Origin of the sequence: Citrobacter sp. C1 (assembly GCF_014596895.2) — a bacterium.
Lineage (GTDB): Bacteria > Pseudomonadota > Gammaproteobacteria > Enterobacterales > Enterobacteriaceae > Citrobacter > Citrobacter gillenii.
In genome coordinates this window covers 2,089,139-2,105,440 of record NZ_CP115035.1, presented here as the reverse complement: position 1 = coordinate 2,105,440, position 16,302 = coordinate 2,089,139, and the positions used below count along the sequence as shown (strand labels likewise).

At 51.7% G+C, this 16,302-nt stretch carries 15 protein-coding genes; 7 read left to right on the top strand and 8 right to left on the bottom strand.

Features of this window, described 5'->3' with window-relative positions:
* Window positions 1-148 precede the first annotated feature (148 nt).
* Window positions 149-388 carry a YobH family protein gene (locus IB214_RS10195; protein ID WP_096756702.1) on the top strand — a complete coding sequence of 80 codons (240 nt, stop codon included), beginning with the start codon at window positions 149-151 and terminating at the stop codon, window positions 386-388.
* 113 nt (window positions 389-501) lie between these two features.
* Here the strand turns inward: IB214_RS10195 and kdgR are convergent, their stop codons facing one another.
* Window positions 502-1,293 carry a DNA-binding transcriptional regulator KdgR gene (gene kdgR / locus IB214_RS10190; RefSeq protein WP_096756701.1) on the bottom strand — a complete coding sequence of 264 codons (792 nt, stop codon included), beginning with the start codon at window positions 1,291-1,293 and terminating at the stop codon, window positions 502-504.
* Window positions 1,294-1,468: 175 nt separating this feature from the next.
* Here kdgR and IB214_RS10185 point away from each other — a divergent pair, with 175 nt between their 5' ends.
* Window positions 1,469-2,842 carry an MFS transporter gene (locus tag IB214_RS10185; RefSeq protein ID WP_117342934.1) on the top strand — a complete coding sequence of 458 codons (1,374 nt, stop codon included), beginning with the start codon at window positions 1,469-1,471 and terminating at the stop codon, window positions 2,840-2,842.
* 49 nt (window positions 2,843-2,891) lie between these two features.
* On the opposite strand, the gene htpX is transcribed toward IB214_RS10185, so the two are convergent.
* The 4 genes from htpX to IB214_RS10165 all read right to left on the bottom strand — a co-directional run bounded on the left by htpX (window position 2,892) and on the right by IB214_RS10165 (window position 7,314).
* Window positions 2,892-3,773: a protease HtpX gene (htpX, locus tag IB214_RS10180; RefSeq protein ID WP_096756699.1), complete on the bottom strand. Its 882-nt coding sequence runs from the start codon at window positions 3,771-3,773 to the stop codon at window positions 2,892-2,894.
* Between the two features lie 192 nt (window positions 3,774-3,965).
* Complete coding sequence (gene prc, locus IB214_RS10175) at window positions 3,966-6,014, bottom strand: carboxy terminal-processing peptidase (RefSeq protein ID WP_096756698.1); 2,049 nt, start codon at window positions 6,012-6,014, stop codon at window positions 3,966-3,968.
* A gap of 19 nt (window positions 6,015-6,033) precedes the next feature.
* Window positions 6,034-6,720, bottom strand: coding sequence for an RNA chaperone ProQ (proQ, locus tag IB214_RS10170; protein ID WP_096756697.1), 687 nt, complete (start codon window positions 6,718-6,720; stop codon window positions 6,034-6,036).
* A 96-nt stretch (window positions 6,721-6,816) separates the two neighbouring features.
* Window positions 6,817-7,314, bottom strand: a complete 498-nt coding sequence (locus IB214_RS10165) for a GAF domain-containing protein (protein ID WP_117342935.1) — start codon at window positions 7,312-7,314, stop codon at window positions 6,817-6,819.
* Between the two features lie 128 nt (window positions 7,315-7,442).
* On the opposite strand from IB214_RS10165, the gene yebS reads away from it, so the two are divergent.
* The 5 genes from yebS (at window position 7,443) to IB214_RS10140 (ending at window position 13,459) form a co-directional block, all read left to right on the top strand.
* Complete coding sequence (gene yebS, locus IB214_RS10160) at window positions 7,443-8,726, top strand: membrane integrity lipid transport subunit YebS (protein WP_096756695.1); 1,284 nt, start codon at window positions 7,443-7,445, stop codon at window positions 8,724-8,726.
* Complete coding sequence (locus IB214_RS10155) at window positions 8,695-11,328, top strand: PqiB family protein (protein WP_117342936.1); 2,634 nt, start codon at window positions 8,695-8,697, stop codon at window positions 11,326-11,328. Before yebS ends, IB214_RS10155 begins: the two co-directional genes overlap by 32 nt.
* 111 nt (window positions 11,329-11,439) lie before the next feature.
* A complete protein-coding gene (gene rsmF, locus IB214_RS10150) occupies window positions 11,440-12,828 on the top strand; it encodes a 16S rRNA (cytosine(1407)-C(5))-methyltransferase RsmF (protein WP_208642064.1) in 1,389 nt (462 codons plus the stop codon).
* Window positions 12,829-12,928: 100 nt separating this feature from the next.
* A complete protein-coding gene (locus tag IB214_RS10145; protein ID WP_161959030.1) occupies window positions 12,929-13,165 on the top strand; it encodes a YebV family protein in 237 nt (78 codons plus the stop codon).
* A 102-nt stretch (window positions 13,166-13,267) separates the two neighbouring features.
* Window positions 13,268-13,459, top strand: coding sequence for a YebW family protein (locus IB214_RS10140; RefSeq protein ID WP_045444034.1), 192 nt, complete (start codon window positions 13,268-13,270; stop codon window positions 13,457-13,459).
* Here the strand turns inward: IB214_RS10140 and pphA are convergent, their stop codons facing one another.
* The 3 genes from pphA to IB214_RS10125 all read right to left on the bottom strand — a co-directional run bounded on the left by pphA (window position 13,460) and on the right by IB214_RS10125 (window position 16,302).
* Entirely contained in the window at window positions 13,460-14,101 is a 642-nt protein-coding gene (gene pphA, locus IB214_RS10135) for a protein-serine/threonine phosphatase (RefSeq protein WP_115258234.1), read from the bottom strand.
* 429 nt (window positions 14,102-14,530) lie between these two features.
* Window positions 14,531-14,947, bottom strand: a complete 417-nt coding sequence (locus IB214_RS10130; RefSeq protein WP_348939598.1) for a hypothetical protein — start codon at window positions 14,945-14,947, stop codon at window positions 14,531-14,533.
* Window positions 14,947-16,302 carry a hypothetical protein gene (locus IB214_RS10125; protein WP_188249414.1) on the bottom strand — a complete coding sequence of 452 codons (1,356 nt, stop codon included), beginning with the start codon at window positions 16,300-16,302 and terminating at the stop codon, window positions 14,947-14,949. The genes IB214_RS10130 and IB214_RS10125 overlap by 1 nt, the downstream gene beginning before the upstream one ends.

The window sequence follows — 16,302 nt, the reverse complement described above, 5'->3', positions numbered from 1 at the left end:
CGAATCCACATCTTATGCGACTAAATTATCATGCGTTACCTAAACCCAACGTTAACCTTAGCGGCATAAATATTTTTAGGAATGATTCACTTGTTTCATTCAGTGTACAAGCTAATCTTATAATAACGAGAAAAGATAAGAGGTTGTAATGCGTCTGATTATTCGCGCAATTGTATTGCTGGCTCTGGTTTGGATTGGTTTATTACTGAGTGGCTATGGCGTGCTGATAGGGAGTAAGGAGAACGCAGCAGGACTGGGTCTGCAATGCAAGTACCTGACGGCACGGGGCACCAGCACCGCACAGTACGTACATACCAGCAGCGGTATCATCGGCTTGTCGGACTGTCCCCTGTTAAGGAAAAGCACCGTCATTGTCGATAACGGTTAATATTGAAGCAAGAAAATTACCTGTTATTGGTGTCGGCTTGTATTAATTTTGCTCATTTAAAAAGCCCCGGTACAAAATACCTGGGGCTTTTGACCTATTGCGTATAAATCAAATCAGAATGGATAATCGTTATAACCCATTTGTTCTGAAATTTTTCGCGCAGCCGTGTGCAGCATTTCGACATATTCGTGTAAACGCTCTTCAGAAAAACGCAGAGTCGGGAATGAAATACTCAAACCTGCGATGACCACACCGAAACGATCAAAGACCGGAACGCCGATGCAGCGCAGTCCTTCTTCCTGCTCTTCGTTGTCTTCACCGTAGCCTTGCTCACGCACTTTATCCAGCAGCAGCAGCAACTCATCAGTGCTGGTGATCGTACGGTCGGTGCTGCGTTTGTATTCCACGCCTTCAAGAATCTGTTTTACTTCGTCACGGTCACGCCATGCCAGCAGTACTTTACCGATCGCCGTGCTGTATAACGGGTTACGACGTCCTACGCGAGAATACATGCGTAAATTGTACATCGAGTCGATTTTATGGATGTAGACAATGCTGTCTTCGTCCAGCGCACCGAGGTGGACCGTCTCTTTAGTTAAACGCGACAGTTCACGCATCTGAATATCAGCGCTACGGATCAGATCGACGTTTTGCAACGCGCGAGCGCCCAGTTCAAACAGTTTCAGGGTCAGAGAGTATTTCTCAGACTCACCTTCCTGTGCCACATAACCCAGCGTTTTCATGGTCTGTAAAAAGCGATAAACGGTGCTTTTAGACATCATGACGCGTTGCGACAATTCGGTTATACCAATTTCGCGCTCTTCACCCAGCGCCTGCAGAATGCCAAAAACCTTCAGCACGGAAGAAACAGAATCGGGTTGTTTATCCAGATCTGCGATAGCCATTTATCACCTCATTACGAGTGTTTTATAAAAATCAGAACCGGTTTTTATTATAATTTCACGTACCGATGCTCGCAATCCATCTTTGCCCACTTAGTTACAAATCTGCGACATAACACCTGAATATCAATGCTAAAATTATTATTCTCATCATAATTTCCGACAATATTGACTTCCTATGGATAAATTTCAGGCCGATGGCCTGCCGCTGCCCCAACGATATGGCGCAATATTAACCATTATTATGGGTATTTCGATGGCCGTACTGGATGGCGCAATTGCCAATGTTGCCCTGCCGACAATTGCCGCCGATCTTCAGGCCTCCCCCGCCAGTTCAATCTGGGTCGTTAATGCCTATCAAATTGCGATAGTGGTTTCACTACTCTCATTTTCTTTTTTGGGCGACATGTTTGGCTACCGACGTATTTATAAATGCGGACTGGTCGTTTTTCTGCTCGCATCTCTCTTCTGCGCATTATCAGATTCCCTGCAGATGCTTACGCTGGCGCGTGTGGCACAAGGGTTTGGCGGAGCCGCATTAATGAGCGTGAATACGGCGCTGATCCGGCTTATTTACCCTCAACGCCAACTGGGGCGCGGAATGGGTATTAATTCATTCATCGTGGCGGTCTCGTCTGCTGCAGGTCCGACTATTGCCGCGGCGATCCTCTCCATTGCCTCATGGAAATGGTTGTTTTTGATTAACGTACCGCTTGGGATTATTGCTCTACTGCTGGCTATGCGCTTTTTGCCCGCAAACGCTGCACGCAGCAATAAACCCCGTTTTGATTTACCCAGCGCGGTGATGAATGCGTTAACGTTCGGTTTGCTGATAACTGCACTCAGTGGGTTTGCCCAGGGACAGTCACTCACGCTAATCGGGGCTGAACTGGCGGGACTTCTCGTGGTGGGCTATTTCTTTGTCCGTCGACAGCTGTCACTACCTGTACCGCTGTTACCGGTTGATCTGCTGCGCATACCGCTTTTTTCGCTCTCCATCGGCACCTCGATCTGTTCATTCTGCGCGCAAATGTTGGCCATGGTCTCTCTCCCCTTCTTTTTACAAACCGTGTTGGGTCGTAGTGAAGTTGAAACAGGTCTGTTGTTGACCCCATGGCCGCTGGCCACCATGGTTATGGCACCGCTGGCGGGTTACCTGATTGAACGCGTCCACGCCGGGCTTTTAGGGGCATTAGGCATGGTAGTGATGGCGTGCGGGTTATTTTCTCTGGTGTTGCTGCCCTCCGCCCCGTCGGACTTCAATATTATCTGGCCGATGATCCTGTGCGGTGCTGGCTTTGGTCTGTTCCAGTCACCAAACAACCATACCATCATCACTTCCGCGCCGCGTGAACGCAGCGGTGGCGCAAGCGGGATGCTGGGAACGGCGCGTTTACTGGGTCAAAGCACCGGTGCCGCGTTAGTGGCGTTGATGTTGAATCAGTTTGGCGACAGCGGTACCCACATGTCTCTGCTGGCGGCTGGCATTCTGGCGACGCTTGCCGCTATTGTCAGCGGACTGCGGATCACCCAACCTCGGATTCAGGCGTAAAAAAAGCGCGTCTAACGACGCGCTTCTTCATTATTTAACCTGCTGCGGGTTATTTCAGGTATTCCCCACTGCGCAGCGCTTCAATACGCTTATCCAGCGGCGGGTGAGTCATAAACAGCTCACTCAGCGACTTAGATTTACCGTTGATGCAGAAGGCCATCATGCTGGTTGCTTCCTGCGGCTCATAGCTGGTTTTCAGCCGCTGCAGCGCAGCAATCATTTTCTCACGACCCACCAGTTTGGCAGAGCCTGCATCCGCATGGAATTCACGATGACGTGAGAACCACATGGTAATAATGCTCGCCAGAATACCAAACACCAGCTCCAGCACCGTCGCTACCGCGAAATAGATTAGCGGGTTGCCGTTGCTACCCTCACCTTCTTCACGGTTTCCGCCCATAAAGCCGGCGGCGAGTTGCGCCAGAATACGTGAGATAAAGATAACAAAGGTGTTCACCACGCCCTGGATCAGCGTCATGGTAACCATATCGCCATTGGCAATGTGGCTAATTTCATGTGCGATAACGGCTTCGGCTTCATCGGGACTCATGTTTTGCAACAAGCCGGTGCTGACAGCCACCAGCGACGCATCCCGGCGAGCACCGGTCGCAAACGCGTTAATATCTGGCGCATGGTAAATAGCCACCTGCGGCATAGCGATCCCAGCCTGACGAGCCTGAGTTGCTACAGTATTCATCAGCCAGCGTTCTCTTTCATTACGGGGCTGTTCAATTACTTCCCCACCAACGGACTTTAACGCCATCCATTTGGACATCAGCAGCGAAATAAAGGAACCACCAAAACCAAACAGCAGAGCCATAATCAACAAGCCTTGAACGCTGCTTGACTGAATCCCTGTCAGGCTCAATACCAGCCCGAAAACGACCATCACAGCCAGGTTCGTCAGCAGGAAGAGCGCGATTCGCATCATAATTTTCTTTTAACCTCAATTTAACAAAACGCACTATGCGATTACCCATATCGTATGGGTCTTACGGCTATTTTCAAGCATGCATACGTGCTAAGTCAGTAGAAAGACACAACTTTACATTTTACCGTATCAGACTGACGACTTCATACGCTTGTTAAAAAAACAGGCACAATTTCTTGTGCCTGTTGGATATTACTGTTTGGTCGCAGACTGTTCCGCTGGCTTGTCTTTTTCAAGACGCGCCAGGTCGAGCGCGATTTTCACCGTCTCATCGAGATACGGATCCGGTTCCTGGTAATCCTTCGGCAGATCGTCCAGTTTCTTCAGCGGCGGTTTACCTTCACGCTTCAAACGATCGTTGATACGCGCCAGACGCAGGGCATCATCTTCGTTATTCTCTTTCTCACGCTGAGCGTAATTCAGAGACGCGATGTTGCGCTTATCTTTCAGGGCATTGAAACGAGCAATATCCTTCATGATGTACTGGAACTCAGGATCTTTAACGATACGCGCATTATGTTCTTTCAGTAATTCAGGACCAAACGGCGTTAAATTATCTGACTTCGCATAGGTTGCAGCATCAACGCTATCCCACGGTAAGGCGTTATCTTCGAACTTCTCACCGGTTTCAGTTTCTTCATTGCCTGTCGGCATGATGATATCCGGCGTCACGCCCTTACGTTGCGTGCTGCCACCGTTAACACGGTAGAATTTCTGGATAGTGTACTGAACGGAACCCAGCGCTGGCCATTCCGGACGCAGCATCTGATCGTAGATACGGTTCAGAGAACGGTACTGCTGCACGGTGCCTTTACCAAAGGTCGGTTCCCCGACGATTAACGCACGGCCGTAATCCTGCATTGCCGCGGCAAAAATCTCAGAAGCAGAAGCACTGAAACGGTCAACCAGCACCACCAGCGGGCCTTTATAGTAAACAACGCCGTCGGTATCACTGTCTTCGCGCACTTTACCGTTATTGTCGCGAACCTGAACAACAGGGCCAGAAGGAATAAACAGACCGGAAAGCGATACGGCTTCGGTCAGTGCACCACCACCGTTAGTGCGCAAATCGATGATCACGCTGCTAACATTCTGTTTTTCCAGCTTCTGCAGCTGAACTTTAACGTCATCCGTCAAGCCAACGTAGAAACCGGGAATATCGAGCACACCGACTTTTTCTTTGCCAACGGTTTTGACCGACATTTTAACAGCACGGTCTTCCAGACGAATACGTTCACGCGTTAGCGTAACGGTACGTGTCTTGGTGCCTTTACCGGCAGGCAGGATTTCAAGGCGAACCTTGCTACCCTTTGGTCCTTTGATCAGCGCGACAACGTCATCGAGACGCCAGCCAATCACATCAACGACGCCTTTACCAGCCTGGCCGACGCCAACAATACGATCGCCTACGCTTATCGCCTTGCTTTTGGCTGCCGGACCACCCGCTACCATTGAATTAATAACGGTATAGTCATCATCCATTTGCAGAACCGCGCCAATACCTTCCAGAGACAGGCTCATTTCGGTATTGAACTGTTCGGTATTCCGCGGAGACAGGTAGTTGGTATGCGGATCGATTTCACGCGCAAACGCCGTCATCGCCAGTGAGAACACATCTTCACTGTTAGTCTGCGCCAGACGGCGAATAGCAAATTTGTAACGACGGGTCAGCGTTTCACGAATTTCGGCATCGGTTTTACCGGTCAGTTTCAGGCTAAGTTCATCGAATTTAACCTTACCGTCCCACAATGCGTTTAGCTCGGCTTCGCTTTTTGGCCATGGGGCCTTGCTGCGATCGAGGTTAAACGTGTCGTTACCGGTGAAATCCATTGGACGCGCCAGCACGCTTAACGCGTACTGGTAACGTTCAAACCGGCGCTTTTGCGCCAGATTGTAGAGATCGTAAAAGACATCCAGCTTGCCCGTGCGCAGTTCATCACCGATGACGGTTTTCTTTTTAGCAAACTGCTCTATATCGCTCGCTAACAGCACGTTATGGCTGTAGTCGAGCAGATTCAGATAGCGGTCAAAAATTTTTGCCGAAAACGCCTGATCCAGATCGAACTGGCGATAATGAGAACGAGTAAAACGCGATGTGACACGTTCGCTCACCGTCGCGTGCTGCGTTTCTTCCTTCAGTATGGGGAGTTGATCGGCACGCGTGATGTCTTCCACAGCGAGTGCCTGGCCTGCTAATGCAAGCAGACCAGCTAACGCAGTAAGCCTAAAAAAAGTGTTCATGCCAGGCCAGGCCTCCGTTTCAGAACACCAAGTGTTCTGCGCGTACAATCAAAGACATACCCGAATTCAGCTGTACACGGACGCCATCTTTGGTGATTTCTAATACGGTGGCATCCATCGCATTATTACCTGCTTTCACCTTTAAAGACTGCCCTACCTTCAGCACTGAAATATCAGACACTGGGGTATGCTGTTCTTCGCGAGGAGCACGCGGTGCTTGAGCGGCCGGTTTTTCAGCGCGAGGTTTACGCTCTGCACCTTCTTTACGACGCGGAGCAGGACGCGGCTTACGCTCGCGACGCGGTGCGCCGTCTTTTTCACCCGCAGCAGCTGCCGCTTCGCGTTTTTTCGCCTGTTGCTCGGCACGTTGCGCCTGAACGCGGGCTTTTGCTTCTTCAAGCTGTTTGCGCGCATGTTCGACGTGTTGCTCATCCAGCTCACCACATGGGTTGCCGTCGAGATCGACACGCGTTGCGCCCAGCTTAACGCCATACAGATAGCGCCAGCTTGAAGTGTAGAGACGTAAGGCAGAACGAAGCTGTGTCTTGCTGAGGTTCATTTCACCCTCAACACGCTCTACCAGATCCTGAAAAATGCCAATTTTCAGCGGGCGCGCTTCGCCTTCCGCACTAAAACATTGCGGGAAGCGTTCGGCCAGAAACGCGATAACTTCTTTACTGCTATTCAACTTAGGTTGATTTTCCATGAAATTTCCTGATTACAACGGACGTAGCCAACAAGCGCAGGCATGAACAGGCGTCATTATAATGACGTCATCAGTAATTGCTACGTTATCCGTTGATTATCCTGCGACGGTCGCAAAGAATTTTTTGTAATCCGTCATTGCAAGCACGGTTTCAAGCTGTGCCACAAGCGTACGCAGCCCCTGTTCATCCTCTTCAGTAAAGCGGCCAAACGCTGTGCTATCAATATCCAGCACGCCGATTATCTGATTTTCAACCATGATTGGCAGGACGATTTCAGCATTGCTGGCGGCATCGCAAGCAATGTGCCCGTCAAAGTTGTGAACGTCTTCAATGCGCTGAACCTGGTTCTGCGCCACCGCTGTACCACACACGCCACGCCCAACAGGGATACGCACACAGGCGATCTTTCCCTGGAAGGGACCGAGCACCAGCGTGTCGTTTTCGAGCAGATAAAAACCAGCCCAGTTCACTTCTGAAAGACGTTCGTACAACAAGGCGCTGGTATTTGCCAACGTTGCCAGAAAACTGGTTTCACCTGCCATCAATGCGCGAAAATCACGGTTCAGATCCGTGTATAGCTCTATTTTGTTCATTATGTAATCACTTAGTTGTCTTACTTAAAACTGCAGCCTACTAAAATAAACATTAAATGCGTTAATGCTCAAGATCATTCCCGTCATGGGTTAAGATAACATTACTCTAACACTTTGATCCGCGATACATGGCCCTAAATACTCCACGCATCAAGCCATCCAAAAAAATAGCGATCAGGTCCGTCGGTGAGGCGCTACCCCGTGCGCACTACCAGCGTTGCCCCGAATGCGACATGCTATTTAGCTTGCCGAAAATGCGTTCGCACCAAAGTGCATACTGTCCCCGCTGTCAGGCAAAAATTCGTGACGGACGCGACTGGTCATTAACACGGCTGGCGGCAATGGCCTTCACCATGCTGCTGCTGATGCCTTTTGCCTGGGGAGAGCCGCTGTTACACATCTTTTTATTAGGCATTCGTATTGACGCCAATGTGGTTCAGGGGATCTGGCAAATGACCCGCCAGGGTGATCCACTCACCGCCTCCTTCGTGCTCTTTTGCGTGATGGGCGCGCCGATAATACTTGTCTCGTCCATTGCTTATCTGTGGTTAGGCAACATTCTCGGTATGAACCTGCGCCCGGTCCTGCTGATGCTGGAAAGGCTCAAAGAGTGGGTCATGCTCGACATTTACCTGGTCGGTATCGGCGTCGCGTCGATCAAAGTGCAGGACTACGCTTTCCTGCTGCCGGGCGTGGGACTGTATGCTTTTCTTGCGCTGGTGATCCTCAGTATTCTGACGCTGTCGCACCTCAACGTGGAACAGTTGTGGGACCGTTTTTACCCGCAAAGACCCGCACGGCGCCCCGATGAACAGCTTCGCGTGTGCCTCGGCTGCCATTTTACAGGCTATCCGGACACCCGCAGTCGCTGCCCGCGTTGCCATATTCCGTTGCGCTGGCGCAGGAATCAAAGCATACAAAAGTGCTGGGCCGCGCTGCTGGCCTCGATTGTCCTGCTGCTGCCTGCTAATCTGCTGCCCATCTCGGTTATTTACGTTAACGGATCCCGGCAGGAAGACACGATCCTGTCCGGCATTATGTCGCTGGCAAGCAGCAATGTTGGTGTCGCGGCAATCGTCTTTATCGCCAGTATTTTGGTGCCTTTCACCAAAGTGATCGTGATGCTTACCCTATTGATTAGCATCCATTTTAAATGTGAACAGGGCTTACGCACGCGCATTCTGCTACTGCGCATAGTGACGTGGATTGGCCGCTGGTCAATGTTGGATCTGTTTGTTATTGCCTTAACCATGTCGCTGATTAATCGCGACCAGATACTGGCTTTTACTATGGGACCGGCTGCGTTTTATTTCGGCGCAGCGGTAATTTTGACTATTCTTGCTGTGGAATGGCTGGACAGCCGCTTACTTTGGGATGCACATGAGTCAGGAAACGCCCGCTTCGCAGACTGAAGCGCAGATTAAAACAAAACGCCGCATTTCTCCATTCTGGCTGCTACCGTTCATCGCCCTGATGATCGCCGGGTGGCTGATCTGGGGAAGCTATGAAGACCGCGGCAACACCGTTACCATCGACTTTATGTCTGCAGATGGTATTGTGCCGGGCCGGACGCCTGTTCGCTATCAGGGTGTCGAAGTTGGCACGGTGCAGGATATCAGTCTCAGCAAAAATCTGCGCAAGATTGAAGTTCGCGTCAGCATCAAGGCCAGCATGAAAGATGCCCTGCGTAAAGATACGCAGTTCTGGCTGGTGACGCCAAAAGCCTCGCTGGCAGGCGTTTCCGGCCTCGACGCACTGGTTGGCGGAAACTATATCGGAATGATGCCCGGAACCGGAGAGCCGAGAGATCATTTCGTCGCCCTGGATACGCAGCCCAAGTATCGCCTGAATAACGGCGATTTAATGTTGCATCTGCATGCACCTGACCTCGGCTCCCTGAACAGCGGCTCGCTGGTATATTTCCGCAAAATACCGGTAGGCAGGGTATATGACTACACCATTAACCCCAATAATCAGGGCGTAACCATCGATGTGCTCATTGAGCGCCGATTTACTAATCTGGTCAAAAAAGGCAGCCGTTTCTGGAACGTGTCTGGGGTCAATGCGGATATCAGCCTCAGTGGGGCGAAGGTTAAGCTGGAAAGTCTGGCCGCACTGGTGAATGGTGCCATCGCCTTTGACTCACCGGAAGATTCACAGCCCGCTGTTGCCGACGATACATTTGGTCTGTATCAAGACCTCGCCCACAGCCAGCGCGGCGTGATCGTCAAGCTGGAATTACCCAGCGGCGATGGGCTAAAAGCAGGGTCCACATCGCTGATGTACCAAGGCCTGGAGGTCGGCGAACTGACAAAACTGGAACTTATCCCAGGAGGCAAAGTCACCGGCGAAATGACGGTGGATCCGAGCGTCGTCTCGTTGCTGCGGGACAATACGCGCATTGAACTGCGCAGCCCCAAATTGTCGTTGAGCGATGCGAACCTCAGTTCGCTGTTAACCGGTAAAACCTTCGAACTGGTCCCCGGCGAGGGCGAACCTCGCAGTCAGTTTGTGGTGGTTCCCGGCGAAAAATCTTTACTGCACGATCCAGGTGTGATGACGCTCACCCTGACTGCACCGGAAAGCTACGGCATTGAGGCGGGTCAACCGCTGATCCTGCATGGTGTCCAGGTTGGACAAGTGATTGAACGTACGCTGTCCAGCAAAGGCGTTTCCTTTACTGTTGCCATCGAACCCCAGCATCGCGACCTGGTACAAGGTGACAGTAAATTTGTGGTCAACAGTCGGGTTGACGTCAAAGTAGGCATTGACGGCGTGGAGTTCTTAGGAGCCAGTGCCAGCGAATGGATTAGCGGCGGTATTCGTATTTTACCCGGCACCAAAGGTGAAATGAAAACCAGCTATCCGCTTTATGCCAACCTGGAGAAAGCGATTGAAAACAGCCTGAGCGATCTGCCGACCACCACGCTCAGCCTGCGCGCCGAAACGTTGCCTGACGTTCAGGCCGGTTCAGTGGTGCTGTACCGTAAATTCGAAGTGGGTGAAGTGATTAGCGTGCGCCCTCGCGCCGATGCGTTTGATATCGACCTGCACATCAAACCGGAATACCGCAATCTGTTAACCAACAACAGCGTGTTCTGGGCAGAAGGCGGCGCAAAAGTTCAACTTAACGGTAGCGGACTGACTGTACAGGCTTCTCCGTTGTCTCGCGCGCTAAAAGGGGCAATTAGCTTCGACAACCTGAGTGGTGCCAGCGCCAGCCAACGTAAAGGTGACAAGCGGATTCTGTACGCCTCTGAAACCGCCGCACGGGCGGTAGGCGGCCAAATTACCCTGCACGCCTTTGACGCCGGTAAGCTCGCCGCGGGCATGCCAATTCGCTATCTTGGCATCGATATTGGTCAGATCCAAACCCTGGAACTCATCACCGCACGCAATGAAGTACAGGCGAAAGCGGTACTGTACCCAGAATATGTCCAGACCTTTGCGCGCAGCGGGACACGCTTCTCGGTAATTACCCCGCAAATCTCTGCGGCAGGCGTGGAGCACCTTGATACCATCTTGCAGCCTTATATTAACGTGGAGCCGGGTCGCGGGAATCCACGCCGTGATTTTGAGCTACAGGAAGCCACTATTACCGACTCGCGTTATCTTGATGGCCTGAGCATCGTGGTCGAAGCGCCGGAAGCCGGGTCGCTGAATATCGGCACTCCAGTTCTGTTCAGAGGTATCGAGGTGGGTACCGTCACCGGGCTGACGCTGGGTTCGCTTTCTGACCGCGTGATGATTGCCATGCGCATCAGCCAGCGCTATCAGCATCTGGTGCGTAATAACTCCGTGTTCTGGCTGGCGTCCGGCTACAACCTCGACTTCGGCCTGACCGGCGGCGTGGTGAAAACCGGGACCTTTAATCAGTTCATTCGCGGCGGTATTGCCTTCGCCACTCCACCGGGTACGCCACTGGCACCAAAAGCACAGGCTGGAAAACACTTCCTGTTGCTGGAAAGCGAACCCAAAGAGTGGCGTGAATGGGGAACCGCCCTGCCGCGTTAATGACCCTCCTGCTCCGGCGTACTCGCGCCGGAGCAAATATGCTACACTGCGCGCCTGTTTTTTTTCCGGTGGTACCAAGTGGCTTATTTTCCTGACGCCTTTCTGACTCAAATGCGGGAAGCAATGCCTTCCACGCTCTCTTTCGATGATTTTCTCGCCGCCTGCCAGCGTCCGTTACGACGCAGCATTCGTGTCAATACGCTGAAAATCTCCGTTGCCGATTTCCTCGCCTTAACGGCACCTTACGGCTGGTCGCTCACGCCGATCCCCTGGTGTGAAGAAGGGTTCTGGATCGAGCGTGACGAAGAGCAGTCAGTCCCACTGGGCAGCACCGCCGAGCATTTAAGTGGGCTGTTTTATATTCAGGAAGCCAGTTCAATGCTGCCGGTTGCCGCGCTGTTTGCCGAAGGGAATACTCCGGATCGGGTAATGGACGTAGCCGCCGCGCCGGGTTCAAAAACCACGCAAATCGCCGCAAAAATGAAGAATAAGGGCGCGATCCTGGCCAATGAGTTTTCCGCCAGTCGCGTTAAAGTGCTGCATGCCAATATCAGCCGCTGTGGGATCGCTAACGTTGCCCTCACCCACTTTGACGGACGCGTATTTGGCGCAGCGTTGCCAGAATCTTTCGATGCCATCCTACTGGACGCACCGTGCTCCGGTGAAGGCGTGGTGCGTAAAGATCCCGATGCGCTGAAAAACTGGTCCGTCGCCAGTAATCTTGAGATTGCCGCCACCCAGCGCGAACTGCTCGACAGCGCATTTCATGCTTTACGCCCTGGCGGCACGCTGGTGTATTCCACCTGTACGCTGAACCGTGATGAAAATGAACTCGTCATGCAGTGGCTGCTAGAAACCTATCCGGACGCCGTGGAGTTTCTCCCATTAGGTGATTTATTCCCGGATGCTGAACGCGCGCTGACGCCAGAAGGTTTTCTGCATGTCTTCCCGCAAATTTACGACTGCGAAGGATTCTTTGTTGCCCGTTTGCGAAAAACAGCCGCTATCCCTCCTCTGCCTGCCCCTAAATATAAGGTCGGCAATTTCCCGTTCAGCCCATTGAAAGGTCGTGAAACCGCACAAATCACCGCGGCGGCAAACGCCAGCGGATTACAATGGGAAGACAATCTTCGCCTCTGGCAGCGTGATAAAGAAGTCTGGCTATTCCCTGTTGAGATTGAATCACTGATTGGTAAAGTGCGGTTTTCCCGCCTCGGGATTAAGCTGGCTGAAACCCACAATAAAGGGTACCGCTGGCAACATGAGGCCGTCATCGCTCTCGCCAACCCACATCACCGCAACGCGTTCGAACTGAACCTTGAAGAAGCAGAAGAGTGGTATCGCGGCAGAGATGTCTACCCGCAGACCGCGCCTGCCAGCGACGACGTGCTGGTCACCTTCCAGCACCAGCCGATTGGGCTGGCAAAACGGATTGGTTCACGGTTGAAGAACAGCTATCCACGCGATCTTGTCCGGGATGGCAAACTCTTTACAGGATAACGCACGTTTTTACTGGCGCTTTTGCTCACGTTGACTACGCTGAAAAATGGACGGCCTAACTGGTCGTACCACAACCAGCAAATTGACGGAGAGCACGATGATGAAAACCAGTGTGCGCATTGGCGCTTTTGAAATCGACGACGCCGAGTTACATGGCGAATCGCCGGGAGACCGAACGTTAACCATTCCGTGTAAATCCGATCCGGATTTATGTATGCAACTGGACGCCTGGGATGCCGATACCAGCGTCCCGGCCCTCCTTAATGGCGAACATTCCGTTCTATTCCGCGAGCACTACGATCGTAAGTCAGATGCCTGGATCATGCGTTTTGCCTGATTCAAAAAGAACCCGTCGCCAGACGGGTTATTTATGTCTTCATTTCCCCCACGCAGTAACCTCTTCTACACTATCGGTACGGCAGTATAATTTGGGGATGGAATGTTCACGCTGGTTCTTTTTGTTTGCTACCTGGATGGCGGTTGTGAAGATATCGTGGTCGATGTCTACAATACGGAACAGCAGTGCCTTATTTCGATGGACGATCAGCGGATTCGCAATGGCGGATGCCTGCCAGCAGATGGCTACATCGACAGCTTCTGGCGACCTGCGCAGGAATATAGCGATTTTTGATTATTGTAATTGCACCATCGTTAGCTCGCCGCCGAATACCGCACCGGTATCGATATAGTGCAGGTTATCAACGTCCAGACGATGGCGCAGCGGCGTATGACCAAACCAGAAATGGTCCGCGCCACCAATTCCGCCACTTTTGTTCATCAACCGCGAGCGATCCCACAATACCCGCTGTAAATCGACATGCTTTTGCCATTGATATTCATCATCCGGGTAATCGGCATGGGCAATAACGTGCACACCATTCTGACAGCGCAGTTCCACAATCCAGGGTAATTGCTGACACGCCTCAAGCGCATGCCTCGCCGCCGGTTGCGCGGCATGGGTAAACCACTCTCCCCCGTTCATTTGCCACAGCAACTGTTCTCCCGTTGTCAGCGCATCCAGCGCCATCTGCTCATGATTCCCCCTGACCGCTACCATCCAGTTTTTACGCAATAACACCAGACAGCGCAAACTGTCTGGTCCACGGTCAATCACATCACCGACTGAAACCAGCAGATCCTGCCACGGATCAAAACGGCACTGGCGCAATTTAGCCATCAACATGGAAAAACAGCCGTGGAGATCCCCCACCACCCAGACGTGGCGCCAACGCGTACCTTCTATTCTCTGGTAGACAGCATCAGGGTGTTCCATTCGACCTCCCGGATAGAGCGATCGCCCTTATAATAATTTAACAATAGCAGCAAAAAAGCCTGGACGATTGAGGGGCGGAGTATGGTATGGTTTGGGAAGAATACAGCATGCGACACGCAGTGTTTTGCCCTGGACGGCATCGTATTCGACAGATAAAAAGAGACCGAATACGATTCCTGTTTACAACGCAAAACGAAATAACCTTTAAACTTCAACAAGTTAACACCAAAAATCCACTAAAAAACACCTCCTGATACTTACTGTTACACCCATTCAAGATCAATCAGTTGCCATTGGTTTCGTGGCGCCGTCGGGAAATCTTCGGGATCGAAACGTCAGCATAGAAAGTTATACGACACGTTGTTACGCGTGTCGTTGTTAGTGTGAAAAATCAGGGTTTCAGGTATGAAAATCACCTTCATCTATAAATTAATTCAAAACCTCTGGCGGTGCGGTAGGTAAAGGTTGGTTGCCATCAGAATTTTTGATGTACGCGCGAAGATCTTTCCGATAATTGGTCCAGGCAGCCAGTTCAGCTTTTACCGTCACTTCTGTCGTACCGTCAAAATCATCATCCTGAATCTGCTCATTCAACGCTGTGATTTTATTTGATGCATTCTCATATGCAGCTTGCGCGGTAAGTAGGTTTTTAGCCGCAAGCTCGTCAGGGGTTAATTCAGGTTCTGGCGGCGCGGTAAATTGCCCGTTTGCATAGCCCCAACCTATCCCAACCCCGTCAGGTACGCGAATGGCTTCCCCCTTGTCTGGTGCCCAGTCAGGTTCACCTTCCCACATAATAACGTTAATTACGGACTCATTTTTTACGATTGCGTAAACATTGTTCATTATGCAAACTCCAGTATTACTGCCACGCCGGGCGCACCATTCCCACCATTACGCTTAGTACCTGAGAAGCCAGTATCGTAAGCTCCGCCACCACCTGCACCATACACAATTGAAGAAATTCCAGCATTTTGACCAGAGCGGCCTCCAGTTCCCCACAAACTACCACCACCCATTCCGCTAATTAGGTAAGCTCCTGACTGACCATCTCCTCCATGACCACCTGGGATATTCATGATGCCGCCAGTTGCCGTACCACTTGTACCACCAGGCGTGGATGTTACGCTTGTGTATCCACCGCCACCCCCGCCCCCTGCGGCCATTCCTGCGAACGTAGTGCTCCCGCCAGCAAGTTCCGCAGCACCGCCAGCACCTATCGTGATTGCTTTATTTGTGGCATCAGCAAGGTTAAGGAGGCCGATACAAGTCCCCCCCGCGCCTCCTCCAGCTCCAGAGAAAGTGGAGCCTGTGGTTGTTGCAGAGCAGCTACCGCCAGCCCCACCACCCCCGGTAATGATTGCCAGCACTTTTTTCGTGCCAGGCGTTGCTGCGTATGTCGTGGAAGCCGTAATAATCTTAACGCCAATCAGCCGTCCGACCGCATCGCTTGCCAGGCCTCCTACCAAACCAAGATATGAAAGTACGGCAGTTGCATCCGCTTTCCCCAGCATAGCGCGGACAAATGCTGACAGGTCAGCAACGGCCATCGTATCCGTACCCGTGAAATAAGGCAGTTTGTTGGCCCCATTCGCCAGCCCGGCCAGTGCTGTCAAAGTGGCATCCAGCGGCTGCTTAGCTGCCAGCGCTGTAGTTAAACCAAGGTATTGGAGAACAGCAGTAACGTCAGTCTTGCCAATGATATCTCGCCCGACAGATGTCAGGTCAGTCAGCGTGGCGGTATCAGTCCCGTTGAAGTACGGGAGTTTATTGGCTGCACCAACAAGACCAGCAAGTGCTGTTAAGGTGGCATCGAGTGGTTGTATTTTCTCTGGCAATGCTGACCAGTTCGCGCCAGGTGGAGTGCTTGTATTGCTCGCCACCAAAGACTGATAAACAACCCCGCCCAACGAAACTAAAGCTCCTTTACCATAAGAGAAAGCAGCTCCTCCATTATCTGCGCTGGTAATAAAAGGCGCCACTCCGCCTGACTGAATTTCATTAATTGCCTGAGTTATTCTGTTGAATAACCAGTTCATCTTGTCGCGTTCAATTCGTTTTGCTGATGGGTCAGTGGCAGGATCCAAAGAGTAAGCCTGACCATACCCCTGCGTCATATTTACACCGCCTCCAGCATCAGTGTCAGGCACAGCAGATTTATCCCCTGATGATGCAAAGGGGACCTTAATAAATGAAGTCAT